This is a genomic window from Streptomyces sp. NPDC090032 (assembly GCF_044748025.1).
Taxonomy (GTDB): Bacteria; Actinomycetota; Actinomycetes; order Streptomycetales; family Streptomycetaceae; genus Streptomyces.
In genome coordinates this window covers 1-25674 of sequence record NZ_JBIVFF010000020.1, presented here as the reverse complement: position 1 = coordinate 25674, position 25674 = coordinate 1, and the positions used below count along the sequence as shown (strand labels likewise).

Annotated in this window: 15 protein-coding genes, 1 tRNA gene and 1 pseudogene; 4 read left to right on the top strand and 13 right to left on the bottom strand. The window is 71.9% G+C overall.

Going from position 1 to position 25674, the window contains the following annotated elements; genetic code table 11:
• The 3 genes from ACIPWY_RS36340 to ACIPWY_RS36330 form a co-directional block, all read right to left on the bottom strand.
• Positions 1-2296: FUSC family protein (locus ACIPWY_RS36340; protein WP_401536674.1), on the bottom strand; the 2296-nt coding region annotated here is incomplete at its 3' end.
• A 248-nt stretch (positions 2297-2544) separates the two neighbouring features.
• Positions 2545-2757 carry a hypothetical protein gene (locus ACIPWY_RS36335; RefSeq protein WP_393699652.1) on the bottom strand — a complete coding sequence of 71 codons (213 nt, stop codon included), beginning with the start codon at positions 2755-2757 and terminating at the stop codon, positions 2545-2547.
• Between the two features lie 66 nt (positions 2758-2823).
• A complete protein-coding gene (locus ACIPWY_RS36330; protein ID WP_393699650.1) occupies positions 2824-4011 on the bottom strand; it encodes a DUF2786 domain-containing protein in 1188 nt (395 codons plus the stop codon).
• A 240-nt stretch (positions 4012-4251) separates the two neighbouring features.
• On the opposite strand from ACIPWY_RS36330, the pseudogene ACIPWY_RS36325 reads away from it, so the two are divergent.
• The 4 genes and pseudogenes from ACIPWY_RS36325 to ACIPWY_RS36310 all read left to right on the top strand — a co-directional run.
• Positions 4252-4962 (top strand): annotated as a pseudogene (locus tag ACIPWY_RS36325) (ABC transporter ATP-binding protein); the annotation flags it as partial.
• A 314-nt stretch (positions 4963-5276) separates the two neighbouring features.
• Complete coding sequence (locus ACIPWY_RS36320; protein WP_401536671.1) at positions 5277-7529, top strand: ABC transporter permease; 2253 nt, start codon at positions 5277-5279, stop codon at positions 7527-7529.
• Positions 7530-7833: 304 nt separating this feature from the next.
• Positions 7834-8760, top strand: a complete 927-nt coding sequence (locus ACIPWY_RS36315; protein WP_401536669.1) for an NADP-dependent oxidoreductase — start codon at positions 7834-7836, stop codon at positions 8758-8760.
• Between the two features lie 309 nt (positions 8761-9069).
• A complete protein-coding gene (locus tag ACIPWY_RS36310) occupies positions 9070-10761 on the top strand; it encodes a bifunctional 3'-5' exonuclease/DNA polymerase (protein WP_362900995.1) in 1692 nt (563 codons plus the stop codon).
• A 72-nt stretch (positions 10762-10833) separates the two neighbouring features.
• On the opposite strand, the gene ACIPWY_RS36305 is transcribed toward ACIPWY_RS36310, so the two are convergent.
• The 10 genes from ACIPWY_RS36305 to ACIPWY_RS36260 form a co-directional block, all read right to left on the bottom strand.
• The gene (locus ACIPWY_RS36305) at positions 10834-12108 is read right to left on the bottom strand and encodes a hypothetical protein (protein ID WP_401536667.1); all 1275 of its coding nucleotides are present in this window, start codon (positions 12106-12108) and stop codon (positions 10834-10836) included.
• 37 nt (positions 12109-12145) lie between these two features.
• Entirely contained in the window at positions 12146-12655 is a 510-nt protein-coding gene (locus tag ACIPWY_RS36300; protein WP_362900999.1) for a SigE family RNA polymerase sigma factor, read from the bottom strand.
• Positions 12656-12878: 223 nt separating this feature from the next.
• A tRNA-Thr gene (locus tag ACIPWY_RS36295) sits at positions 12879-12952 on the bottom strand.
• 129 nt (positions 12953-13081) lie between these two features.
• Entirely contained in the window at positions 13082-14653 is a 1572-nt protein-coding gene (locus ACIPWY_RS36290) for an alpha/beta hydrolase (RefSeq protein WP_362901001.1), read from the bottom strand.
• A 79-nt stretch (positions 14654-14732) separates the two neighbouring features.
• Positions 14733-15938 carry a DNA polymerase III subunit delta' gene (locus ACIPWY_RS36285; RefSeq protein WP_362901003.1) on the bottom strand — a complete coding sequence of 402 codons (1206 nt, stop codon included), beginning with the start codon at positions 15936-15938 and terminating at the stop codon, positions 14733-14735.
• Between the two features lie 143 nt (positions 15939-16081).
• Complete coding sequence (tmk, locus tag ACIPWY_RS36280) at positions 16082-19318, bottom strand: dTMP kinase (protein ID WP_401536664.1); 3237 nt, start codon at positions 19316-19318, stop codon at positions 16082-16084.
• Positions 19319-19481: 163 nt separating this feature from the next.
• The gene (gene topA, locus ACIPWY_RS36275) at positions 19482-22316 is read right to left on the bottom strand and encodes a type I DNA topoisomerase (protein WP_401536662.1); all 2835 of its coding nucleotides are present in this window, start codon (positions 22314-22316) and stop codon (positions 19482-19484) included.
• A 249-nt stretch (positions 22317-22565) separates the two neighbouring features.
• Positions 22566-22763 carry a hypothetical protein gene (locus tag ACIPWY_RS36270; RefSeq protein WP_351986474.1) on the bottom strand — a complete coding sequence of 66 codons (198 nt, stop codon included), beginning with the start codon at positions 22761-22763 and terminating at the stop codon, positions 22566-22568.
• Between the two features lie 307 nt (positions 22764-23070).
• Positions 23071-24594: a methyltransferase gene (locus tag ACIPWY_RS36265; protein ID WP_401536660.1), complete on the bottom strand. Its 1524-nt coding sequence runs from the start codon at positions 24592-24594 to the stop codon at positions 23071-23073.
• Between the two features lie 242 nt (positions 24595-24836).
• Positions 24837-25427, bottom strand: a complete 591-nt coding sequence (locus tag ACIPWY_RS36260; protein WP_362901011.1) for a small secreted protein — start codon at positions 25425-25427, stop codon at positions 24837-24839.
• Positions 25428-25674 lie beyond the last annotated feature (247 nt).

Genomic DNA, 25674 nt, shown 5'->3' with positions numbered 1-25674 from the left:
CGCCGGGTGCCGGCGGGTCGCCGGGTTTCAGGGTGATCGGGGGTACGTCGGTGTCGAGTGCGTCGGAGAGTTCCTCCAGGGCCTCCAGGAGCAGGCCGGCGCCCCTGCGTACGACCCGGTCCGGCACGCCCTCGCCGTCCCAGTCCGCGAGGGCGTCGCGTACCGCCTGCCAGCTCGGCACCCGGCGCTCGCGCACCGCACGCGCGCCGTCCTCCGTGGCCGCGCTCAGCGCCTTCGCCAGGCGGGCGGCGGCCGGGACCGGGGTCGCCTCACGTTCGGGGAGGTGTGCCTCCATCAGCATTTCGACCCGGCCGATGTGCTGCAGGGCGTGTTCGGCGTCGTCGGCCGCTGCGCGGGAGAGGCCGCGGTGGCGCACCGGTTCGGTCCACGCCCTGGACGCGGCTTCCTGCCAGGCGAGTTCGGCCGTGCGGGCGGCGAGCAGGGCCTCGCGCACATCGGGCAGGTTCCCGCCGTCGGGCTCCGCGTAGCGGCCGATCACAGCGGCGCCGTACCGGCCGAGGGCGAGCAGCCAGTCCGCGAGCCATGTGCGCAGGCGGGGTGTCTCCCAGGCCGGGTAGAGCGCGTACGCCAGCATCGCGAGGAGGCCGCCGACAAGCGTGAGGACGACCCGCTCGAGGACCGTCTGGCCCCATGCCTCGCCCCCCATGCCGAGCAGGAACACGACGTACGCGGCGATGCAGGCCTGCGCGGCGAGCTGGCCCGTGCGCATCACGAGGTACATCAGGCCCGCGCAGACGACGGCGAGCGCCGCGGAGAGGCCGGTGCCCGGGTGGGCGACCTGGACGAGCCCGGTGGCGAGGGCGACTCCGATCAGCGTGCCCGCGAAACGGGCCACCGCGCGGGAGTAGGTCTGCGAGAAGTCGGGACGCATGACCATGACGGCGGCCATCGGCGCCCAGTAGCTGTGGCCGAAGGGGAGGGCCGTGCCGATGAGGTAGCCGACCGCGGCGACGGCCGACACCCGGATGGCGTGCCTGAGGATCGGCGACCCGGGGTGCATCTCCTTGCGCATCGCTCCGGCCGCGATGGGGAGCAGCCGGGCGAGGGTGGGACGCGTGAGGGCGGGCCGGGCGAGGGCGGGGCTGGTGAGGGCGGGGCTGGTGACGGTGGGGCGAGTGACGGTGGGGTGGGTGAGGGCTGGGCTGGTGAGCTGGGCGTTCTCGTTGAGGGGCTCGGGGTGCTGGGTGTCGGGGGTTTCGGGGTGCTGAGTGTCGGGGTGCTGAGTGTCGGGGTGCTGGGTGTCGGGGTGCTGGGTGTCAGGGTGCTGGGTGTCAGGGTGCTGGGTGTCAGGGTGCGCGCCTGCGGTCTCCAGTACGTCCCTCAAGAGCGAGCCCAGGCGCGCCGCCGCCCGCTTCGCCGGGCCGGAGAGGATCGCCCCCGTGTCGGGGGTCTTGAACGTGGCGATCGCCGCCGGGGGCACCTGGACCGGGGCGCCGTGGCGGATCGCTCGTGCCGCCGCGTCCAGGATCGAGCCCGCCGCGCCCAGGAGTTCCCGGACACGCTCGCGTTCGGGCCCCTCGTCAGGGACGCCGACCGCCGGGTCCGCAAGGGAGGCGAGAACCGGACGGATGCGTTCGGCGAGGCCGCGGGTGCCGTGCAGCTGAGCCGGGCGAGTGCGGGCCTGGCGCGGGGTGAGCGCGGCGGCGTTGCGGGCCAGCATCAGCGGTTCCCCGTCGAACGGGGCGACCGGGTCGTGGCGCAGCCTGCGCGCGTAGTCGGCCTCCGCGGCGAGCGCGTCGGCCAGGGCGTCGCGGTGCGCCCCCCATCTGCGTACCGGGAAGAGGATCACGAGCGCGGCCTGGACGAGACCGCCGAAGACCATCATCGCGGCGTGGCCGGCGGCGGCCGCGACCGAGGTCGGCAGGGTGATCGTGACCAGCATCATCGCGACGTTCGACGACGCGATGATGCCGATCGTCGGGCCTGCCGCCCAGGACAGGCCCGCCAGGAACGTCCACAGGACGAGGAGCGCGAGGAAGGCGACGAGGTGGCCGCCGGTGAGGTAGCCGAGGAACGTCGAGACGCCGAGGCTCGCGCCGGAGGCCACGGCCAGCTCGGGGCGGGGGCGCCAACTGCGCTGGAACGTGGCGATCGCCGCCTGGAACGCGCCGAACGCGGAGCTCGCCGCGACCGCCGGGCCGAAGAACGTGAGGCTGACCGTGATCACGATGGCCAGACCGGCGGCGCCACGCAGCGCGACCAGGGGTTCCAGCCGTTGCCGCTCGACACTCAAGCCCGAGCGGGTGGTGTCCTTCAGCGCCCGGAACCAACTCACAACGTCAGGATACGGGCGAGTTTGGATTGTTAGGGGGGGAGTGGGGCATATGGGGTCAGGGGGCTGGCTTGGGGGCGGGGTGGGTGGGGCGATTGAGGGCGGGGTGATTGGGAGGCAGGGGGCTGGGGGGCGGGGTGGCTGGAAGGCGGGCCGAGTGGAGCGCGATTGGGGCGCGCGTTGGGCTGGGGACTGGGGCGCGTGTCGCGCTCGGGGCGGGTAGCGCGCCAGGCTGAGAGCTCGGGCCCGTGTCACGCTCGGGGCGGGTAGCGCGCCAGGCTGAGGGCTCGGGGCCGTGTCACGCTCCGCGCCCGGCCCGACGCCGCGCCCAGGCTGGGCCACGCGTCACGCTGCTCACGCAGCACCGCCTCACGCAGCACCCCCTCGATCAATGCCGCCTCGCGCAGCCCCGCCCCGCGCAACACCGCGAACTGCCAGCTCGGCGTCGCCTTCGTGTCCGGCACGTCGCAGCTGCCGCAGCCTCGCTCCGAGTCGTCGCTCCCCCGTTCACCGCGACGCGCCTCCCCCGTTCACCGCGATGCGCCTCCGCCGCGTACCTCGGCGCGGTCCGAGACGCGGGCGCGGTCCGCTGCCGCCACTCCCTCCGCCCAGCCGGCTCCGTCGCTGACGCCTCGGACCCTGGTCGTAACCGTCTGCGGGAACATGTCGTCGGCCCGGTCGGCCACCGCGACATCGCGCGCCGCCAGAACCGGCAGGAGCCCGCCCTCCTGGCTCCGGCCGGTCACCTCCTCCGCAACCGCCGCGAGCCGGTCACCGATGCGGTGCGCGTACGCGGCGAGGAACGCCTGCCGGAACGTCTTGGTCCGCTTGCGTCCCCCGGCGCGCTGCTCGGCCTCGGCCCGCGTCATGGCGGCCGTTCCCTGCACCAGCAACGACGTATGAAGCAGCTCCACTGCCTCCAGATCGGACTCGAAGCCGACAACCGTGGAGAAGCCGAAACCGCTGTTCCACACCGCGCGGCAGCGGTTCGCCGACGCGACCGCGTCGAGGAGGGCCGCCTTCGCCGTCTCGTACGGGGCGTCCACACCGATCCGGCACGCGACAGGCGTGTCCTTCGCGTGCGTACGGGCCGCGAGCAGCGCCGCGTCGACGCTGTGCCTGGTCATCAGCTCCTGCGCCTTCGCCGCCAGCGCCTCGGCCTCCGGCGGGTAGCCGGTCGCCTCGGCCTTGGCGAGCAGCGCGCGGATCCGGGCGAGCTCGCGCGGCTCCCCCGCGACGGGCCGCGCCACGGACTCGCCCGGCACGGGCCCCACGGCCTCGATCTGCGGGAGGCGCAGGAGCAGGCGGTACAGCTCCAGAACGGCGGTCGCGTACGAGAAACGGTCCAGACGGGGCAACCCTGAACCCGGCCCCGATCCCGGCCCCGCGTCCCGCGGCAGCTCGGCGAACTGTGCGTCCCAGCGCGGGGGCAGGTACTCGTAACGTGCGGTCTCGGCGCGCATAAGGCGGGCCGCGATGTGTCCGTGCGGGGCCTCTTCCAGGTCGCGTACGACGATGCGCATGACGTCGGCGGGTTGCCAGCCGCGCTCCCAGGCCCGACGCACGAACTCCTGTCCGCGCAAGGCGAGTTGGGTGTCGGCCGACGGATCTGCGGCGAGCAGGGACGCGCCCGTGTCGAGCCCGGCCTCGGCGCCCTCCCCGTACAGGGCGGCGGCGAAGGCCCGCTCGACCGTGGTCCGCGTCGTACGTTCTGTCATGCGGGAGCGCCGCCTCCTTGCCTGTGTACCTATGTGCCTATGCGCCTGCGTGCCAGCTCGCCGGTCTGGTTCGCCGTGCAGTCCGTCGCTCGGTCCACCGCTCGGTCCGTCGCTTGGCCCGTCGCTCGGCCCGTCGTGTCCTCCATGGTCTCAGGCGCGTACGGGGGTATGGCTGGCCCTACCCCCGGGACGCCCCCCAGTGGTCGTGTTCGCGGGGCTCCACGACGCTTGGGTTGAGGCATGACCACACCTGCCGTGCGCCTCACCGCCGTACGCCGCGAGTACCGCGGCGTCACCGCCCTCGACGGGGTCGACCTCGACTTCCTCGCCGGGACCTTCACCGCCGTGATGGGGCCCTCCGGGTCCGGTAAGTCGACGCTCCTCCAGTGCGCCGCGGGCCTGGACCGCCCGACGTCGGGCACCGTCACCGTCGCCGGGACCGACCTCACCGGACTCGGCGAACGGGCGCTCACGCTCCTGCGCCGGGACCGGATCGGCTTCGTGTTCCAGTCCTTCAACCTGCTGCCCTCACTGACCGCCGCGCAGAACGTGGCACTCCCCCTTCGGCTCGCCGGGCGGCGGCCCTCGCGCGCGGAGGTACGCGAGGCGCTGGGCCGCGTCGGTCTCGCCGACCGCATGGGACACCGCCCTTCGCAGCTCTCCGGCGGCCAGCAGCAGCGGGTAGCCCTGGCCCGCGCCCTGATCACCCGGCCGGCCGTCCTCTTCGGCGACGAGCCGACGGGTGCGCTCGACACGACCACCGGACGCCAAGTGCTGACTCTGCTAAGAGAGTTGGTCGACCGGGAGGGTCAGACGACGGTGATGGTGACGCACGACCCGGTGGCCGCGGCCCGCGCGGACCGGGTGGTGTTCCTGGTCGACGGGAGGGTGGTGGACGAACTCCTGACCCCGGACGCGGAGACGGTCGCGGCACGGATGACGGGGCTGGAGGGGGGTGCGGGGGCTCGCGCGGGTACGGATTCCGGAGCCGGTACGGGTACGGGTTCGGGGACCGGTACGGGTATGGGTTCGGGGACCGGTACGGGTTCGGGAGCCGGTACGGGTTCGGGGGCCGACGCGCGTACGAGTGCCGGTACAGGTTCGGGAGCCGGTGCCGGTACGGGTTCGGGAGCCGGTACGGGTTCGGGAGCCGGCGCGCGTACGAGTGCGCGTACAGGTTCGAGAACCGGTGCCAGCGACATGTCCGCCGCCGCTGGCAGCCCTCCCCTGTCCGCCGGCAACGCGCTCGGCGAGGAGGTCGACGCATGCTGACCACGCTCGCCTCCGTCCGGGCGAACCTGCGGACGCGCCGGCATCTCTTCGCGGGAGTGTTCGTCGCCGTCGCGCTCGGGGTGGCCCTGGTCGCGGTCATGGGGCTGGGGCTCGCGGCGGCCGCCGACCCGCCCCCCGGCAAGCCGGAGCGGTTCGCCGCGCAGCCTGTCGTGGTCATGCCGCACGACACCCTGACCGTAGAGGTCGACCGGGGCCCGCACCGTACCCCTGACTCGAAGAAGATTCCCTATCCACAGCCTGTGGATAAAGAACTGCTCCGCGAACTGGCCGATGTGGGCACCGTCCATCGTGATCATCTCGCGCCGGACGCGGTCGGCGTAGACGCCTCGGCGACCGCCGTACGCGAGGTGGTCGGCGACCGGGCGCAGGTCCTGACCGGCGCAGCCCGCCGCCAGGCCGACCCGAGCGCGGAGCGCGACGCGCAGGCCGTCGTCGCGGTGCGGGCGATGCTGGGCACGGCCGGCGGAGTCTCGGGCTTCGTCGCCGTCTTCGTCACGGCATCGACGTTCGCGTTCGTGGTCGCCCTGCGCAGGCGGGAGTTCGGGCTGCTGCGGCTCGCGGGCGCCACGCCGGGACACGTGCGGCGACAACTCGTCACCGAGGCCCTCGCGGTGGGGGGTGCGGCGAGCGCCACCGGCTGCGTCCTCGGCTCCTGGGGCGCGCCATTACTCGCCCGTGCCCTGATCAACAACGGCATCGCACCTGGGTGGTTCACCATGAGCGCCAGCAACACGTCACCACAGTGGACCTCCTGGACCTCCTGGACTTACTGGACCTACTGGACCTCCTGGCCGTTTCAACTCGCCTTCTGGACCGGCCTGTTCGTGGCGGTCACGGGAGCATGGGTCGCGTCGCGCCGCGCCGGACGCATCGGCCCGGTGGAAGCACTGCGGGACGCCGACGTGGACACGGATGTCATGCCGTGGAGCCGCCGGATCGTCGGCGCCGCACTTCTCGCCCTGGGGCTCGGCCTGACGGTCCACACCCTCTGGACCGACCCGTCGGCGCTCCTGAAGCGCAAGACGTACACCACCCAGCCGATGATCCTCATCACCGCGGCGGCCGCGCTCGCCCCACTCCTTGTGCGCCCGGTGCTGCGGCTGGTCCGGCTGCCGGGAGCGGTCGGGCTCCTCGTCCGCGAGAACGCCACCGCCGCCGTCCGCCGCACCGCCGCGATCGCCGCACCCGTCCTGGTGACGGTGGCGCTCGCGGGCTCCCTGATGGGCTCGGCGGAATCGGTGAGTGCGGCCAAGGCACAGGAGGCGAGCGAGCAGACGCAGGCCCAACTCATCGCTACCGGAGATGATTTGAGGATCTCGCGCCCGGTTCCGGGTGCGGCCGCCGTCTCCCCATCCGCCTCCACTGCTGTCTTCGTACGGGAGGAGGGCACCGCCCTCGTCCGCTCCGAGGCGCGGGCCGTGAGCGACCCCGCGGCCCTCGCCGCGACGAGCCGCCTCCCCGTCGTCGCCGGTGACATACGCCGCCTCGACGACCGTTCCATCGTCGTCAACGAGGAGTGGGAGCACCACCGCGTCGGCGACCGCCTGACCGTCTGGCTCGGCGACGGACGCCGCACCACTCTCCGTATCGCCGCCGTCCTGGCGCGCGGCACCGGCGACAACGGCGCGTACGTCACCCTGGCCAACGCGGGCGCGGCCCCGGTCGACCGGATCGACGTACGCCTGCCGCCGGACACCTCACCCTCGGCAGTGGCGGGCGCGCTGCGCGCGGCCACGTCCGGGCACGACCTGCGCATACGCACCGCAGCCTCCTGGCTCGACGCCACCCACCCCCGGGTCAAACCCCAGACCCGGCAAGGGATGCTGCTGCTCCTGGGCATCGCCCTCACCTATACGGCGATCTCGCTGGCCGGAACGCAGCTGATGGCCGCGTCCGTACGGGACGGGGAACTGCGGGTCTTGCGCACGGCGGGGGCCACGCGGGCTCAGGTCAGGTGGATGCTCGCCGGCGAAGCGCTGGTCGCGGTCGCGGCAGGCACGGCCCTCGGACTGGCCGTCATCGCACTCAACCTGGGCGGACTCGCGGCTGCGCTCGGCCGGCTCTCGCCGACGGGGGCGGGAGTCCTGCCGGGGCTCGAGGCCGACGTCGTGGTGCCGTGGGGTGTCGTCGGCGGGGCCGTGGGGCTGTGCGCGGTGGTCGCCGTGGGGGCGGGGGTTCTGGGCGCGGGATGGGGGCGCCGGAATGGTGTGCGGGGTGGTGGGTGAGGGCCCGGGTGACGGTCGGTGGGTACCTCCGGGACGGACGGCGTCGGCCGCCCGGGGCGTACGCCGGTCGGCCGGTCTTTCGGACAGGCGGAACCGTTCGAAGGGCGAGCCGGCCCGCCCCCGGCGACGATCGACTCTGGGACTCTGCGTGAACGAACGGACGAGATCACCAGAGATCGCCAGAGGACAACCAGCAGGACGCCAGAGCACACCAGCAGGACCAGGACCAGGACCGGCCCGCGTGGTCCAGGACAGCCCGCCTGGTCCAGCCAATCCGACCAAGCAGTGAGAGGCAGACACCGGCATGGAAGCCATCGTTTTCGAGGAGTTCGGCGGACCCGAGGTACTGCGCTTCAAGGACGACGTCGAGGAGCCGCACGCGGGTCCCGGCCAGGTCCGCGTGAAGGTCGCGGCGGTCGGGGTCAACCCCATCGAATACAAGATCAGGAACGGCTGGATGGAGCAGGCCTTCCCGACCTCCCTGCCGGCTGTACCCGGCAACGAATTCGCCGGAACCGTCGACGAGATCGGCGAGGGCGTCACCGGCCTCTCGGTCGGCGACGAAGTCCTCGGCTGGACCGCGACCGGCGCGTACGCGGCCTACGCCCTGGCCCAGGCCTCCGCCGTCGCCCCACGACCCGCCGCCCTCGAACCCACCGAGGCCGCCGCCCTCCCCGTCGCCGGCGAAACGGCCCAGCGTGTACTCGACCTCCTCGGCGTACGCACCGGCGAGACGCTGCTGATCCACGGGGCTGCGGGCGTGGTCGGCTCGATGGGCGTACAGCTGGCCGTGGCGCTCGGCGCGACGGTGATCGGCACGGCCTCGCCCGCCAACCACGACTACCTGCGCTCCATCGGCGCCGTCCCCGTCGCGTACGGGAACGGGCTCGTGGAGCGGGTGCGCGCGGTGGCCCCGCAGGGCGTGGACGCGGTGTTCGACGCGGCGGGCAAGGGGGCGCTGGCGGACTCGGTCGAACTCCGCGGCGGCACCCCGGACCGAGTCGTCACCATCGCCGACCCTGACGCGGCCAAGTACGACGTGGTCTTCTCGTCCGGCGGCGGCGACCGCGCCAAGGCCCGCGAGAACCTCACCCACCAGGCCGCACTCGCCGCGGACGGCAAGCTCCGCATCTCGATCGCCGACACTCTCCCCCTCCGTGACGCGGCCAAGGCGCAGACCCTGAGCGAGGGAGGCCACGTGCGGGGGAAGCTGGTGCTTCTGGCGGGGTGACGTGACTGGTGGTCCTGATGAGGTGAGGCCTCCCCGCCCCGGGATGCGCAGGGACACCAGTCCCCGCCGCCCACGGGGAGCCCACCTCCGCCAACCACCACCCGCCGATCCGCCGATCCGTCGATCCGCCAGCCGCCACCCATCCCTGCGGATACATCGACCTCCTTGAGGTCGCCGGCAGCACAGGTGGCCCGGGCCTACACCCGCGCGAGCACCCACCCCCCACCGCCACTGCCACCGCCAATGCCACTGCCACCGCCCATCCCGACGACCCCGGCGCTGTCAGTGCCAGGTGTAAGACTCACCGGCATGACCGAGAAGTGGGCCATCGCGGCCACCGAGGACGGCGGAGCCCAACTCGCGCCGCTCGGTGCCGACGGCACACCCGCCGCTCCGGTCCGCAAGGAGCCCAGCCTCGCGGAAGCGGTCCGCTCCCGTCCGGACGTCACGCGCTGGATCTGGCGATCGACAGCAGCTGTCTACCCCGGGCTGCTCGCCGCGGGAGTCCGCGTGCCGCGCTGCTACGACATCGAGGACGCCGAGACCCTCCTCCTCGGCCATGCCGGCCGCTTCGGGGAACCCCGCTCCGCAGCTGCCGCCCTGGCCAGAATCCGCGGGACGGCCGTCCCTCCGGACCCCCCGCAACGCGCCGCGACCCCCGGCTCCCAGTCCTCGCTCTTCGAACCCCAACCCGTCCATGTCCCCCTCGAAGACCTCATAGAGGTGTACGCCGATCAGCAGCGCCGCCACGACGCCACCGCCCACCCGGGCCGGATGCGGCTGCTCACCGCCACCGAGTCCGCGGCCATGCTCGTGGCGGCCGAGATGAACGCGGCGGGCCTCCCCTGGAGCGCCGACGTACACCGCTCCGTACTGCACGAACTGCTCGGCGAGCGCTACGCGGGCGGTGGCGAACCACGCCGCCTCGCCGAACTGGCCGACGAGGTGTCCGAGGCGTTCGGCCGCCGCGTGCGCCCCGAACTGCCGGCCGACGTGGTGAAGGCTTTCGCCCAGGCCGGCGTGAAGGTCACGTCCACTCGCCGATGGGAGATCGAGTCGATCGCCCATCCGGCGGTGCGGCCCCTGATCGAGTACAAGAAGCTGTACCGGATCTACACCGCACACGGCTGGTCCTGGCTCCAGGACTGGGTCCGCGACGGGCGCTTCCGCCCCGAGTACCTGCCCGGCGGCACGGTCACGGGACGCTGGGTCACCAATGGCGGTGGCGCACTCCAGATCCCCAAGGTCATCCGCCGTGCCGTCGTCGCCGACCCGGGCTGGCGGCTCGTCGTCGCCGACGCTGACCAGATGGAACCCCGCGTCCTCGCCGCGATCTCCCGCGACCCCGGCCTGATGGAGGTCGCCGGGCGGGAGACCGACCTCTATCAGTCCGTCTCCGACCGGGCCTTCTCCGGCGACCGTGACAAGGCAAAGCTGGCGGTGCTCAGCGCGGTGTACGGCCAGACGTCCGGCGACGGCCTCAAGAATCTCGCCGCCCTTCGCCGCCGCTTCCCCCGGGCCGTCGCCTACGTCGACGACGCGGCCCGCGCCGGCGAGGAGGGCCGCCTCGTACGGACCTGGCTCGGCCGCACCTGCCCACCGGCCGCCGGCGCCGTGGACCAGGACGAGGCCGGCATCCCCCAGGACGAGCCGTCCCCCGAACAGCCCTCGGGAGACACCGAGTTCACCCCCGGCTACGCCTCGGTGAACTCCCGCGCCCGCGGCCGCTTCGCCCGCAACTTCGTCGTCCAGGGCAGCGCCGCCGACTGGGCCGACCTGATGCTGGCCGCCCTGCGCCAGTCCTGCACCGGGATGGCAGCCGAACTGGTCTTCTTCCAGCACGACGAGGTGATCGTGCACTGCCCGGAAGAAGAAGCGGAAGCAGTGACCGCGGCGATCCGCGAGGCCGCAGAACTGGCCGGCCACCTCACATTCGGCGACACCCCGGTCCACTTCCCTTTCACCACCGCAGTGGTGAAGTGCTACGCCGACGCGAAGTAACACCCCTCCAGGCCCCAGGCCCCAAGCCCCGAGCCCCGAGCCCCGAGCCCAAGAGCGGCCCCAGCGCCGGCCCTACCCCCGCCACCTCTCACTCGTAACTATCGCCTTGAGCTGTGTCATGGTCAGCGCGGGCGTGGTCCTCGTGGCCGGGGTGTTCTGCGTGCCTGAGTTGAACGCCGATATCACCACGTGGAGCCCGTCCTTGCGGAGCGTGTCCACGGTCCACATCACCACGCCCTGGCCTCCCTTCTCACCGGGCCCCTGATGCGTGACGACCTTCGTGCCGTCCGGCAGGGTCTGTGCACCGGAGCCGAAGAGCTCGCCCTCCACGTCGGACATGTTCGGCTGCACATTGATCTGGACGAGGCTCGCCCCCTTGCCGTCGTTCACCACGATGTACGCGAAGCCGTCTTCGCCATGGCGGGTCGTCACCTTGGCGCTCTTCGGCAGCAGTGAGGTGAGGTTCTTGAGGATGGTTTCGCCGCCGGCTGCCTGCGGGGCCAGCGGCTCCACGGGCTCGTCCTGCGGCTTCGGCAACGCCCGCAGTATCGGACGCCACTCCTTGGAGGTCACCAGGGCCTTCAACTGTGCGGTGCTGAGCGGCGGTTCGTCCCGGGAGACGGGTTCGCCCTTCTCCGCCGGCGCGTTCCACTCGCTGGCGTCGACAGTGAAGCCCTCCGGCGTCACCACGTACGCGTGCCACCACTTGGTGTCCGCGCGCTTGTCCGGGTACTCGTAGCCCTGCAGGAGCAGCAGCCGGGAGCCATCGGCCAGCGTCTTGCTCGAGCAGGAGTCGTACCGCGTGTAGACCTTCTCGGGGCAGGCGAGCTGTTCCGCGGCCCTCGTGCCCTCAGGGTCGACCCGGCCCAGACTCAGCCCGATCGCCGCCTTGCCCTTGCCGTCGTCGAAGACGACCGAGGCGAGCGGCCCGAGCTCGTCCTCCGTGCCGCGCCCCGACTCGCTGCTGAACTTGCCGTCGGGCAGCAGCTCTTCGAGGGTCTTGATCAGATGGCTGGCGGGGAACTGCGGCCCCTCACCGGGCATGCTGGTCTTCCCCTGAGTTGTACTGCCCGGCTTGGGTTGCGCGGCCACCGGGCTGCCGTGCTCCGCCTCGGCCCCGAAAGCCCCGGCAGCGTATGACGCGCCGAATCCGACCGCGGCGAGCGCAGCGAAGCTCCCGGTGACCGTCGCGGCCCGCCGACGCCGCAGCCTGCGCCGGCCGCGCACCACGCCACCGTCGACCAGAGGCCCGCCCGGGGCATTGAACGTCTCACCAGCTATCCGCAGGGCCTCTCCGAGGCCACCCACGAAGGCTTCCTGGTCACGGTCTTCGTCTGTTCCTGACATGCCGAACCACCACTCCTCACACAAGATCGAGTCAAGCTCATGATGTGGCGAACTCGGCCACGCTGCCGCCCAGTTGCTCCCGCAGCCGGGCCAGCGCCCGAGTGGTCCGCGTACGCACCGCCGCCGAGCTGACGTTCAGAATCTCCGCGGTCTCCATCACGGATCGGTCCTCCCAGTACCGCAGCACGATCACCGCCCGGTCCTTCGGCGGCAGCTGCCGCAGCGCATCGAGAAGAGTGATCCGCAGCGAGGCGTCACCCGGCGCGCTGTCCGTGGTCTCAGGGAGCTCGTCGCTGGGCCGCTCCTGCGCGGAACGCCGCCGCTGGTGCGCGAGAAAGGCACGTATGAGGACGGTCTGGGCGTACGCCGCCGGGTTCCCGACCCGTGACGACCGCCCCCACACCACGTACATCCGCCCCAGCGTCTCCTGCACCAGATCCTCGGCGAAATGCGTGTCGCCACTGGTCAACAGGCATGCCGAACGGAACAGATGTCCTGTCCGGGCCTCCGCGAACTCCCGGAACCCGCTCTCCTCGGACCGCCTCATCAGGCGCCCTCCCCCTCATCTCCCCACACCTTTTAGATGCGGTGAGGCGGGTGGGATGTTTCAACGGCGCCAGGATTCACGAGCGCCTCAGCAGCGGCCGCACTCCACGATCCGCGGCCACGCCAGAGGGGCCCTCCGCGATCTTCCGTTCGCGGATGGCCCCTCTACATCAAGACAAGCAAAAGCCCCAGATCACGGCGAGTGAGTTCTGGGGCTTCCACAGAGCCGCCTTCGGGATTCGAACCCGAGACCTACGCATTACGAGTGCGTTGCTCTGGCCATCTGAGCTAAGGCGGCGCGCTGTCTGCACCATGGTGCGGTCAGCAACGTCGCCAAGTCTACACAGTTTTCGGGGGTGCTCCGCACACCCCCTGCCAAGGCCCCGGGACGGGCGTCCCGGGGTGCCGAAAAGTGTCCTCGCACCCCTTATGAGCAGCGCTTTCCGTCTTTGGGCGGGGTGCCGTCGAGGAGGTACGCGTTGATCGTGGAGTCGATGCAGGCGCTGCCTCGGCCGTACGCGGTGTGGCCGTCGCCCTCGTAGGTGAGGAGCGTGCCGGACTCGAGCTGGCCGGCGAGGGCCTGTGCCCAGCGGTACGGGGTGGCCGGGTCGCGGGTCGTGCCGACTACGACGATCGGGGCGGCGCCCTTCGCCTCGATGCGGTGGGCCTCTCCGGTCGCCTTCACCGGCCAGTACGCGCAGTTCAGCGCCGACCACGCGAGGCCGTCGCCGAAGACCGGGGACGCCTTCTCGAAGGACGGCAGGGCCGCCTTCACGTCGTCGGGGCTCTTGAAGGACGGCGGCAGGTCGAGGCAGTTCACGGCCGCGTTGGCCGCCATCAGGTTCGCGTACGTGCCGTCGCCGTCGCGCTCGTAGTAGCTGTCGGAGAGGGCGAGCAGACCCGAGCCGTCCTTGTCCTTGATCGCCGAGCTGAGCGCGGAGCGCAGCTGCGGCCACGCCCCCTCGTCGTACATCGCCGCGATCACTCCGGTCGTACCGAGGGCCTCGCCGAGCTTGCGGCCCGAGGGGTCACCGGTGGGGATGGGGGTGCGGTCCAGGTCGGCGAAGAAGGCTTCGAGGCGCGCGCCCGCGTCCGCGGCGCTCCCCGTGCCCAGGGGGCAGTCGGAGCGCCGCACACAGTCCTTCGCGAACGACTGGAACGCCGTTTCGAAGCCGGCTGTCTGGTCGCGGTTCATCTCCTCCGAGGAAAGGGACGGGTCCATCGCGCCGTCCAGGACGAGGCGGCCGACCCGATTCGGGTAGAGCCCCGCGTAGGTCGCCCCGAGGAACGTGCCGTACGACGCCCCGACATACGTCAGCTTTTCGTCGCCGAGCGCGGCGCGCAGGACGTCCATGTCGCGGGCCGCCTCGACCGTGGAGACGTGCGGCAGCACCTCGCCGGACCTCGTCTCACAGCCGGCCGCGAACTTCTTGAAGGCCGCCGACAGTTCGTTCGTCTCCGCCTGGTCGTCGGGCGTGACGTCGGTCTGCGCGTACGCGTCCATCTGCTTGCCGTCGAGGCACTTGACCGGTTCGCTGCGGGCGACGCCGCGCGGGTCGAGCGCGACCATGTCGTAGCGGGCGCGGACCGCCGCCGGGTAGCCGAGGGCGGCGTACGACTGGAGGTAGCCGATCGCCGAGCCGCCGGGCCCGCCGGGGTTGACCAGGAGTGAGCCGAGGCGCGTGCCCGGGCCGGTGGCCTTCTTGCGGGCGACGGCCAGTTTGATGTCACCGGCCTCCGGCTTCTCGTAGTCCAGCGGCGCCTTCATCGTGGCGCATTGGAAGCCGGGGACGCCGCAGTCGCGCCAGGCCAGCGACTGCCCGTAGTAGGCGGACAGGTTGGCGGGGGTCTCCTTGGGCAGCGCGGCCAGCGAGATGTCCGCCGTCCTTGTGCTTCCCGAACTCCCAGGTGAGCAGGCGGACATGAGGAGTCCGGCGGCGAGCAGGGTTCCACAGGCCCGCAGGCCTCGGACAGGGGAATGATGGCGCCTGAAGTACATCAGTCGAGCCTAACCGTCCGCGTTCGATCGATCGCAGTGTGTGGTGACGGCGCCCCGTACGAGTTAACCGAAGGGTGTGTCAGCCCGCCCGCAGCGCCATCGTCATCGCTTCCACGGCGAGCAGCGGCGCCACATTGCGGTCGAGCGCATCGCGGCATTCGGCGATCGCGTCGATGCGACGGAGCGTGGACTCGGGCGAGGCCGCGCGGGCGAGGCGCTCCAGGGTGTCCTGCGCGTCGGTGTTCGCGAGGGCTACGCGGGAGCCGAGCTGCAGGGCGAGCACATCGCGGTAGAACGCCGTGAGGTCCGTGAGGGCCAGGTCGAGGCTGTCGCGCTGCGTACGCGTTCTACGGCGCTTCTGGCGGTCCTCCAGCTCCTTCATCGCGCCCGCCGTGCCGCGCGGCATCCGGCCGCCGCTCTGCCCGCCGAGCGCCGCCTTCAGCTCCTCGGTCTCCTTGGCGTCGACCTCCTCGGCGAGCTGCTTCGTGTCCTCCGCCGCGGTGTCGATCAGCTCCTGCGCGGCCTTGAGGCACCCGCCGACATCCTCGACGCGCAGGGGCAGCTTCAGCACCGCCGCCCGGCGCGCCCGCGCGCGGGGGTCCGTGGCGAGGCGCCGCGCGCGGTCGATGTGGCCCTGCGTGGCGCGGGCCGCCTCGGCGGCCACGGCCGGCTCGATGCCGTCACGGCGTACGAGCATGTCGGCCACCGCCTCGACCGCGGGCGTACGCAGCGTCAGGTGGCGGCAGCGGGAGCGGATCGTGGGCAGCACGTCTTCGAGGGAGGGCGCACAGAGCAGCCAGACGGTCCGCGGGGCGGGCTCCTCGACAGCCTTCAGCAGTACGTTCCCCGCGCCTTCCGTGAGGCGGTCCGCGTCCTCGAGGACGATGACCTGCCAGCGGCCCACGGCGGGCGACAGCTGAGCTCTGCGGACGAGCTCCCGGGTCTCCTTCACGCCGATGGAGAGCAGATCCGTACGGACGATCTCCACGTCGGCGTGCGTGCCCACGAGGCTCGTGTGGCAGCCGTCGCAGAAACCGCAGCCGGGGGCTCCGCCCAGCGCCCGGTCCGGGCTGACGCACTGGAGGGCGGCAGCGAACGCGCGCGCAGCGGTCGCCCGGCCCGAGCCGGGCGGCCCCGTGAAGAGCCAGGCGTGCGTCATCTTGGAGGCTTCGGGCGGCGGAGCGTTCGTCGCGTTGGCCGTGACGAGTGCGTCGGCGTCCCGCGCGGCGGCGTCGAGCTGCGCGGCCACGCGCTCCTGTCCCACCAGGTCGTCCCATACGGGCATGGACTACCGCCTCACCGTCGAACTCCGGCACTTCGCTCTACCGGATTCATTGTGCGGGACGGCACTGACAACCCCGTCCCGCGATCGATCCGGCCGCCACCCCACCAGCCGGGCGGCCGGCCATCGGTCATCGCGCGGTCGGCTCAGCGCCGGCCCCGGCGCCTGCCGCCCGCGCCCGCGTCACCCTCACCGTCGTCGTCATGCCCGCCGAGCAGTTCGTCCGCCAGCGACGGCAGGTCGTCCAGCGGGGTCTCCTCCGCCCAGTCGGGCCTCGGCCGCTGACGAGGCCGGCCCTGCTCGTCGACCTGGGGCAGCTCGCGCGTCCGGTCGTTCGAAGCGGCACCCGTGCCCGCGCCCCCGGCCGACGGCGCCGACGACTGGCGCTCATCCCGGAAGTAACCCGGCGGAACCCGGTCCGCCGGTCCCCCATCGGCAACACCAGCACCAGATCCGGCACCAGCACCCCCACGCACCGAGTCGTCACGCACCGGCGGCAGCACCGCCGTCTCATCGGCGGCCCCAGCCTGGTGCTGCGTGGGGTGCGGCGGCATCGGCAGCTGAGTCGTCTCGTCGTTGTCCCCACCACGCCAGGCACCAGCGTCAGGGCCGACCCCGGAACCCGTACCGGCGTCCCTGACCGGCGGCAGCACTGCCGTCTCGTCGGCCGCGCCACCCGTGGGCTTCACCACAGGCGTGGGAACCGTGGTCTCGTTGTCGGCCACCGGACGCCCGGCGGCACTCGCGGACCCGGCCCCCGCCGCAGCGGCAGACGCGGACTCGGCCGCCGCGGAAGCCGCCGCCGCGGATGCCGCCGCGAGCCGGCGGGCCTCCTCCGCCCGCAGCAGCGCCTCTTCCGCCTTGCGCTGCTTCTCCAGGCGCCGTTCCTCGGCCTCCGCGCGCAGGCGCGCCTCTTCGTCCGCCTGACGACGGCGGCGCTCCTCCTCCTCGGCCCGGGTCTGCTCCTCGGCGAGGACCCTGGCGCGCTCCTCCTCGGCACGGCGGCGGGACGCCTCGGCGCGCTGCCGGGCCTCTTCGGCCTGGCGCTCGGCCTCGCGCCGCTGGGCCTCCTCCAGCTCGCGCTGCTTGCGGGCCTCCTCCTCGGCGCGCAGCTTGGCGAGCTGTTCCAGCCGCTCGCGTTCGACGCGCTCCTCCTCGGCCTTGCGGGCGGCCTCGGCCTCGGCCTTCCTGCGGGCCTCCTCCTCGGCGGCCTTACGGGCCTCTGCCTGGGCCTTCACCTCGGCCTCGGAGAGCGGCAGCACCGTGTCGAGCCGGTGCCGGACGACGGTCGTGACGGCTTCCGGCTCCTGGGCCGCGTCGACGACGAGGTAGCGGCCGGGGTCGGCGGCGGCGAGCGTGAGGAAACCGGAGCGCACGCGCGCGTGGAACTCGGCCGGCTCCGATTCGAGCCGGTCGGGCGCCTCCGTGAACCGCTCGCGCGCCGCCAGCGGGTCGACGTCGAGCAGGACGGTCAGATGCGGGACGAGCCCGCCGGTCGCCCAGCGGTTGATACGGGCGACCTCGGTCGGCGACAGGTCGCGGCCGGCGCCCTGGTAGGCGACGGACGAGTCGATGTAGCGGTCCGAGATGACGACGGCGCCGCGCTCCAGGGCGGGCCGTACGACGGTGTCCACGTGCTCCGCGCGGTCGGCCGCGTACAGGAGGGCCTCGGCGCGGTGCGAGAGGCCCGCCGACGACACGTCGAGGAGGATCGAGCGCAGCCGCTTGCCGACGGGGGTCGCGCCGGGCTCGCGGGTGACGACGACCTCGTGGCCCTTGCCGCGGATCCACTCGGCGAGTGCCTCGGCCTGGGTCGACTTCCCGGCGCCGTCGCCGCCCTCCAGTGCGATGAAGAAGCCGGTGGGGGCGGGGGCCTGTGCCGGATCGTTCCCTCCGAGCAGCGCGTCGCGCAGGTCGTGCCGCAGGGGCACTCCGCTGCGGTCGTCGGCCTTGGCGAGGACGAGGGCGGCCACGGGCAGCAGCAGGGCGCCGACGAGCATCAGCGTGAAAGCGGCGCCGCCGTGCGCGAACACGAACTTGCCGTTGACCAGCCGGTGCGGGCCGATCGCGGCCGCGAGCAGGGGCGCCGCGACGGCGGCGACCGCGATGGACACCCGTACGACCGCCTGGAGGTGCTCAGTGGTGCGGGCGCGCCGGTAGTCCTCGGACTCCTGGTCGAGGAGGGTGTGTCCGGTGTTGGCGGCGATGCCGGCCGTGACGCCGGCGAGGGTGACGATCAGCAGGACGCTCGTGACGTCGGGCACCAGGCCCGCGGCGAGCAAGGCGATACCGGTCAGGGCGATCGCGAGCGCGAGGAGCCTGCGGCGCGACAGCGACGGCAGCACGGAGGGCGCCGAGCGGATGCCGACGACGGTGCCGCCGGTGAGCCCGAGCACGAGCAGCCCGAAGGTCACCGGGCCGCCGGACAGGTCCTTGGCGTGCAGTACGGACACGGCGACGGCGGCCGAGATCGCGGCGGCGACGGCGGCGCAGGCGAGGACGAGGAGGGGGATGGCACCCGTGCGTCCCTTGTCGACACCGCTGCCGGTCTTGGGGCGGCGCAGGCCCTCGAGCGGGGACCGCGCGCGCGGGGTCTGCGTGTCGGGCAGTTCGAGGAAGAAGACGACGGAGAGCGAGGCGGCGAACAGACCGGCCGCTACGTAGGAGGCGAGTGCGGCCTGGTGCAGGCCGAACCAGTCGACCCCGGCCCCGATCAGGTTCCCGACGAGGGTGACGGCGACGAGCGCAGCGGCCGCGAGGGGCAGCGCCACGAATCCGGTGCGCAGGGAGAGGCGCCGCAGCGCCTCCATGTGGTCGGGAAGCGGGCGTACGGCCGCGCCTTCGAGGGGCGGCGCGGGCAGCAGCGCGGGCGCCGCGCTCTCGCGCGACACGGTCCAGAAGCGCTCGGCGACACCGACGACGAAGGCGGTGACGAGCAGGACCGCCAGTGCGTTGTCCGGGGTCCAGTCGATCCACAGGGGCGCGACGATGAGGAGGGCGGCCCGCACTCCGTCCGCGCCGACCATCGTCCAGCGCCGGTCCAGGGGACCGTCCTTGGAGGTCAGCGAGGAGAGCGGGCCGAGCAGTACGGCTCCGAAGAGCAGCGTCGACAGGACGCGCGCAGCGAACACGGCGGCGACAGCGAAGGCCACGCCCCGGTACCCGCCCCCGAACGAGCTCTCGGCGACCGCTGTCTGAAGGGCCAGCACCACGAGCACGAGAAGCCCGAGTGCGTCACCGATGCCGCCCACGAGCTGGGCGCTCCACAGTCGTTTCAGCTGCGGTACCCGCAGCAGGGCGCGGACGGCGCGCTCCCGGGAATCTGCGACCAGGGCGTCGTCGGGGGCCGGATTCTGGGCCGTTGGCTGCTCGGCTCGCGTCATTCGTCCAGCCTATCCGGACCCACTGACTCCCCGAGGGCCCACCCGAACATACGGCCGCCGGGGCACTCGCCCCGGCGGCCGTTGTGACGTTCACGCGCGTGCACACTGCCGCGCTGATCCTCCATGGAGGGCGACCGGAGGATGACAGCTCCCCCGGTCATGACTACTCCTCCGTAGAGGCCGACTTCGAAGCCGTCGCCTTCTTTGCTGTCGTCTTCTTCGCAGCGGTCGTCTTCTTGGCAGCCGTCGTCTTCGAAGCGGCGGTCTTCTTGGCAGCCGTCTTCTTGGCGGGCGCCTTCTTCGCCGGAGCCTTCTTCGCGGCCTTCTTGGCCGTCTTCTTGGCGGGGCCCTTCGCCCGCTTCTCGGCGAGGAGTTCGTAGCCGCGCTCGGGCGTGATCTCCTCGACGGAGTCGGACGACCTGAGCGTCGCGTTCGTCTCGCCGTCCGTGACGTACGCGCCGAAGCGGCCGTCCTTGACGACGACGGGCTTCCCGCTGACCGGGTCCTCGCCGAGCTCCTTCAGCGGCGGCTTGGCGGCCGCGCGCCCACGCTGCTTGGGCTGCGCGTAGATCGCGAGGGCCTCTTCCAGCGTGATGGCGAAGAGCTGGTCCTCGGTCTGCAGGGAGCGCGAGTCGGTGCCCTTCTTCAGGTACGGCCCGTATCGCCCGTTCTGCGCGGTGATCTCGACGCCCTCGGCGTCGGCGCCGACCACGCGCGGCAGGGACATCAGCTTGAGGGCGTCGTCCAGGGTGACCGTGTCGATGGACATCGACTTGAAGAGCGACGCCGTACGCGGCTTGACCGCGTTCTTGCCAGTCTTCGGGGTGCCCTCGGGAAGCACCTCGGTGACGTACGGCCCGTAGCGTCCGTCCTTCGCGATGATCTGGTTCCCGGAGACGGGGTCCACGCCCAGCTCGAAGTCGCCGCTCGGCTTGGCGAGGAGCTCCTCCGCGTACTCGACGGTGAGCTCGTCCGGAGCGAGGTCCTCCTGCACGTCGGCGCGCTGGTGGTTCTCGGAGTCACGTTCGCCGCGCTCGACGTAGGGGCCGTAGCGGCCGACCCGCAGGACGATGCCTTCGCCGACGGGGAAGGACGACACCTCACGGGCGTCGATCGCGCCCAGGTCGGTGACGAGTTCCTTGAGACCGCCGAGGTGGTCGCCGTCGCCGTTGCCCGCTTCGGCGGCGCCCCCCGAGCCCTCGCCCTCGCCGAAGTAGAAGCGCCGCAGCCACGGCACGGCCTGCGCCTCACCGCGGGCGATGCGGTCGAGGTCGTCCTCCATCCGCGCGGTGAAGTCGTAGTCGACAAGCCGCCCGAAGTGCTTCTCCAGGAGGTTGACCACGGCGAAGGACAGGAAGGAGGGCACCAGAGCCGTCCCCTTCTTGAACACATAGCCGCGGTCGAGAATGGTGCCGATGATCGACGCGTACGTCGACGGGCGGCCGATCTCGCGCTCTTCCAGCTCCTTGACCAGGCTGGCCTCGGTGTAGCGGGCCGGCGGCTTGGTCGCGTGGCCGTCGACGGTGATCTCCTCGGCGGACAGCGCGTCGCCCTCGGTGACCTGCGGAAGCCGGCGCTCGCGGTCGTCGAGCTCGGCGTTCGGGTCGTCCGCGCCCTCGACGTAGGCCTTGAGGAAGCCGTGGAAGGTGATCGTCTTGCCGGACGCGGAGAACTCGGCGTTGCGGCCGTCGGCGGAGGTACCGCCGATCTTGACCGTGACGGAGTTTCCGACCGCGTCCTTCATCTGGGAGGCGACGGTCCGCTTCCAGATCAGCTCGTAGAGCCGGAACTGGTCACCGGTCAGGCCGGTCTCGGCGGGAGTGCGGAAACGATCACCCGAGGGACGGATCGCCTCGTGCGCCTCCTGGGCGTTCTTGACCTTGCCGGCGTACGTGCGCGGCTTGTCCGGCAGGTAGTCGGCGCCGTACAGCTGCGTGACCTGCGCACGGGCGGCCGAGACCGCCGTGTCGGACAGGGTCGTGGAGTCCGTACGCATGTAGGTGATGAAGCCGTTCTCGTACAGCTTCTGGGCCACCTGCATCGTGGCCTTCGCGCCGAAGCCGAGCTTGCGGCTCGCCTCCTGCTGGAGCGTGGTCGTACGGAACGGGGCGTACGGGGAGCGGCGGTACGGCTTCGACTCGACGGACCGTACGGCGAAGTTCGTGTTCTCCAGGGCGGCGGCGAGCGCGCGGGCGTTCGTCTCGTCCAGGGCCAGCACGTTCGCCGACTTCAGCTGGCCGAGCGAGTCGAAGTCGCGGCCCTGCGCGACGCGCTTGCCGTCGACCGCGCTCAGGCGGGCCACGAGGTTCGACGGGTCGCTGGCGTCGCCGGAGCGGCCGGTCGCGAAAGTGCCGGTCAGGTCCCAGTACTCGGCGGAGCGGAAGGCGATGCGCTCGCGCTCCCGCTCGACGACGAGACGGGTGGCCACGGACTGGACGCGGCCCGCCGACAGCTTCGGCATGACCTTCTTCCACAGGACCGGCGAGACCTCGTAGCCGTAGAGGCGGTCGAGGATGCGGCGGGTCTCCTGCGCGTCGACCATGCGCTGGTTGAGCTCGCGCGGGTTGGCGACGGCGCTGCGGATCGCGTCCTTGGTGATCTCGTGGAAGACCATCCGGTGGACGGGAACCTTGGGCTTCAGGACCTCGAGGAGGTGCCACGCGATGGCTTCGCCCTCGCGGTCCTCATCGGTGGCGAGGAAGAGTTCGTCGGAGTCCTTCAGCAGGTCTTTGAGCTTCTTGACCTGGGCCTTCTTGTCAGCGTTGACCACATAGATCGGCTGGAAGTCGTGCTCGACGTCCACACCGAGCCGGCGCACCTCGCCGGTGTACTTCTCCGGCACCTCGGCGGCGCCGCTCGGGAGGTCGCGGATGTGCCCGACGCTCGCTTCGACGACGTATCCGGGGCCGAGGTAGCCCTTGATCGTCTTCGCCTTGGCAGGCGACTCGACGATGACGAGTCGGCGGCCGCCGTGTGCGGTCTCGCTGGTCGGGGACAACTTCGCTCTTCTCTCCGGTCGGCGCTGGGGATCCCCCGCGCCCTACGGGACGTGGGGGTCGGCACTGCGGTACGTGCGGTGTCGCTGCGGAGTGTGACGGTACCTCCCGCCCCCGTGTCAAACGGGAAAAGCCCGCAACGGCCACTCGAACGGTAACCCGACTACCGACGATCCTGCCGCCCGGAGTGCCCACAGGGTGTCCGGAACGTCCACCGGGCCCTGCCCGGGACTCCCCCTGCGGGCCGCCGCTCAGAACCGGCCGAAGCACCACACCCCGAGTACCAGGGAGACCACCGCGGCCAGTGTGGCGAGCGTCGCCGATGCGACGGGGTTCACACCGTCGGCGACGGGTGCGCGGTGCGTCACACGCACCCCGGTCCACAGCAGAAGTCCCGCTCCGAACAGCGTGAACACGGTCCCGGCGAAGATCGCTGGTCCGCTCTCCATGGCTTTCCCTCCCGGTGCTGGGGTCCCAGGCCGGTGAGGCTGACACGCGCGGGAGACGACAGGGCGAATCCCGGGTGAACGACCGCCATGCATGCCTCTGGCAACGATGTCGCGATGCGCCACCGGAGATCTTTTGAGATCTCTCGGAAGATCTTCAGAGTCCTACCTGAGATCTTCCGCTCTGAGACTTCCGAGATCTCCCGACCCGCGACTTCCGAGATCTTCCAACCTGAGACTTCCGAGATCTTCCGCTCTGAGACTTCCGGGATCTTCAGAAAGAAAAGCGGAATCGCCTCAGCCCCGCGCGTCACACCTGAGCCGGCTCCAGGAACCCCTGTTCCACCAGCATCCTGATCTGCGCGGGCGTGCGGTCCCGCAGCAAGACCGGGTCCTCCCCGACCAGTTGCGCGATGGCGTCGAGGATCCGGCCGGCGCTGAGAGTGCCGTCGCAGACGCCCGCGAACCCGGCGCCGATCGTGTCCACCTTCGTGGCCCGCCGCATCCCGCGGTGCTGGCGCAGCACCACATGCTCCGGATCCTCGGCCCCCGGCAGCCCGACCTGCTCCTGCACGACCTCGCCCGCGAGCTTGAAGTGGGCACCGAGCAGGGCGGCGTCGTCGTGCGTGCGCAGATAGTCGAGGCGCTCGAAATGCGCTCGCACCGTGTCCCCGAGGGGTTGTTCGACGGAGTGCGGCCACTCCTCCACCGTGACGGACGGCTCGACGCCCTCGGGCGCCTTGCGCAGCGTGATCCACCCGAATCCGACGCCGCGCACCTTGCGGGCCTCGAACTCGTCGAGCCACGCGTCGTACCGAGCCGCGTACTCCGCCGGGTCCGTGCGGTGATCCCCCGCGTCCCGCAGCCACAACTCGGCGTACTGCGTGATGTCCTGCACCTCACGCTGCACGACCCACGCGTCGCATCCGCGCGGCACCCAGGACCGGAGCCGGTCAGTCCACTCCTCTCCGTCGACGTGCTGCCAGTTGGCGAGAACCTGCGCGTACCCGCCCTCGTTCAGCCGTGCCCCCGCCTCTTGAACGAGCGTGCGGCACAGATCGTCCCCGGACATCCCTCCGTCGCGGTACGTCAGCCGCGCCCCCGGCGAGATGACGAAGGGCGGATTCGACACGATCAGGTCGTACGTCTCCTCACCCACGGGCTCGAACAGTGAACCCTCGTGCAGTTCGGCGGGGCCGGCGCCGGAGAGGGCAAGGGTCAGCGCCGTCATGTGGAGGGCGCGCGGGTTGAGGTCGGTGGCGACGACACGCGTGGCGTGCCGGGTGGCGTGCAGGGCCTGGATCCCGGAACCCGTACCGAGGTCGAGGGCGCTCGCCGCGGGCGCACGCACGGTGATCCCGGACAGCGTCGTGGACGCGCCGCCGACGCCCAGGACGACGCCCTCGGCGTGGCTGCCGATACCTCCGGCGCCGCCGACGGCGCACCCGAGGTCGGACACGATGAACCAGTCCTCGCCGTCGGGCCCGCCGTACGGGCGCACGTCGACGGAGGCGGCGACCTCGTCGTCACCGGCGCGCGTCAGCCACCCGCTCTCCAGACACTCGTCGACCGGCAGAACGGCCGCCACGCGCGCGTACTCCGCGGGCTGCTGCAACAGGAACAGCCGTACGAGCGTCTCCAGCGGGCTGTCCCCGCGGGTCGCCCGCAGGGCGGGGACGGTCTCGCTCCGCGCGAGCGCCGCGTAGGCCGGCGCCCCGAGCAGCTCGAGCAGGCCGTCGGCGGTGAACTCGGCCCCCAGCAGGGACTCACGCAGCCGGGCGGCGACATCGTCACGGTCAATGGACGGCAACTTGGACAGACTGGAGCTACTCACGCCCCCATTGTCACCCCGGACCCCCGATGGCCACCCACCTACGACGTGTCCCCGGCACCGCGTGAAGACGGCACCGGGGACACGGGGGAAACGTCAGCGCTCTGAATCAGCTCCCGGAGTCGGCTCACTCGGAGCCCGCCCCCGGAATCAGCTCCCGGAGTCAGCTCACTCGAAGCCCGCCCCCGGAATCAGCTCCCGGAGTCGGCGCACTCGGAGCCGGCCCCGGAATCAGCTCGCCTGCGTCAGCTCTTGGAGGGAGCCGGGGAAGAGGACGCGCTCTTGCAGCTGTCCTGCTTCGCCATCGCCTTGCCGACGTCGCCCTCTTCCAGCTTCTTGAGCGCGTCGCTCCCGCTCTGACTCAGCTTGTCGAGCTCGCCCGCGATGCCCTTGAGGCCGTCGGCGAACTTCGCCTGGTCCTTCGTGTCGAGCTTGTCGACCTGCTTCTTCAGGTCCGCGTACGAGGCCGAGATCCCGTTGAGCTCCTTGACCGCGTCCGTCTGCTTCTTGGCGCCGCCGTCGACCGGCGGGGCCCCCGCCTTGTCCACGGCCGAACCGATCGACTTGTAGGCATCGGACATGTCCTGGAAGGCCTGCGAGTCGGTGCTCTGGACGTCCGCGGGCTTGCTGTTGTCCGAGGTCTCCTTCTGGATCGCGGCGTTGGCGTTCTCGATCTTCTTGGCCTGAGGCTGGACCTCGTCACAGACCGTCTTGGCCCAGGCGTCCAGCTTCTCGTTGCCGTCATCGCTGCTGCATCCCGACAGCGCAAGCACCAGTACCGCACCGCCGGACAGTGCGGCTGCAAGCTTCTTGTTCACCGGATTGGTCCCTTCCATGGCTCTCGGCCCCGGAACATACACGCCAAGTGGGCGACAATCGCCTGCCAGGCGTCCGGTTTGGATGCTTTATCGGATTTTTGCAACCATTTGCACCAAGAGAGATAAGCCTCACTGAAGGGCCGTCATCTGACACGGGCGGGGGGGGGGCGCGGGCCGCCCCCCCGCGCCCCCCCCCCCCGGGGGGGGGGCCCGCCCCGCCCCCCCGGGCACCCCCGGGCCCGCACCCCCCCCCCCCCCCCCCCCC

Excerpts from the sequence above, each read along its gene's own strand:
- ACIPWY_RS36305 (WP_401536667.1), bottom strand. The coding sequence starts at position 12,108 with ATGTCAGGAACAGACGAAGACCGTGACCAGGAAGCCTTCGTGGGTGGC.
- ACIPWY_RS36300 (WP_362900999.1), bottom strand. The coding sequence starts at position 12,655 with ATGAGGCGGTCCGAGGAGAGCGGGTTCCGGGAGTTCGCGGAGGCCCGG.
- ACIPWY_RS36270 (WP_351986474.1), bottom strand. The coding sequence starts at position 22,763 with ATGGAGAGCGGACCAGCGATCTTCGCCGGGACCGTGTTCACGCTGTTC.
- ACIPWY_RS36260 (WP_362901011.1), bottom strand. The coding sequence starts at position 25,427 with ATGGAAGGGACCAATCCGGTGAACAAGAAGCTTGCAGCCGCACTGTCC.
- ACIPWY_RS36320 (WP_401536671.1), top strand. The coding sequence starts at position 5,277 with ATGCTGACCACGCTCGCCTCCGTCCGGGCGAACCTGCGGACGCGCCGG.
- ACIPWY_RS36315 (WP_401536669.1), top strand. The coding sequence starts at position 7,834 with ATGGAAGCCATCGTTTTCGAGGAGTTCGGCGGACCCGAGGTACTGCGC.
- ACIPWY_RS36310 (WP_362900995.1), top strand. The coding sequence starts at position 9,070 with ATGACCGAGAAGTGGGCCATCGCGGCCACCGAGGACGGCGGAGCCCAA.
- ACIPWY_RS36285 (WP_362901003.1), bottom strand. The coding sequence starts at position 15,938 with ATGCCCGTATGGGACGACCTGGTGGGACAGGAGCGCGTGGCCGCGCAG.
- ACIPWY_RS36290 (WP_362901001.1), bottom strand. The coding sequence starts at position 14,653 with ATGTACTTCAGGCGCCATCATTCCCCTGTCCGAGGCCTGCGGGCCTGT.
- tmk (WP_401536664.1), bottom strand. The coding sequence starts at position 19,318 with ATGACGCGAGCCGAGCAGCCAACGGCCCAGAATCCGGCCCCCGACGAC.
- ACIPWY_RS36330 (WP_393699650.1), bottom strand. The coding sequence starts at position 4,011 with ATGACAGAACGTACGACGCGGACCACGGTCGAGCGGGCCTTCGCCGCC.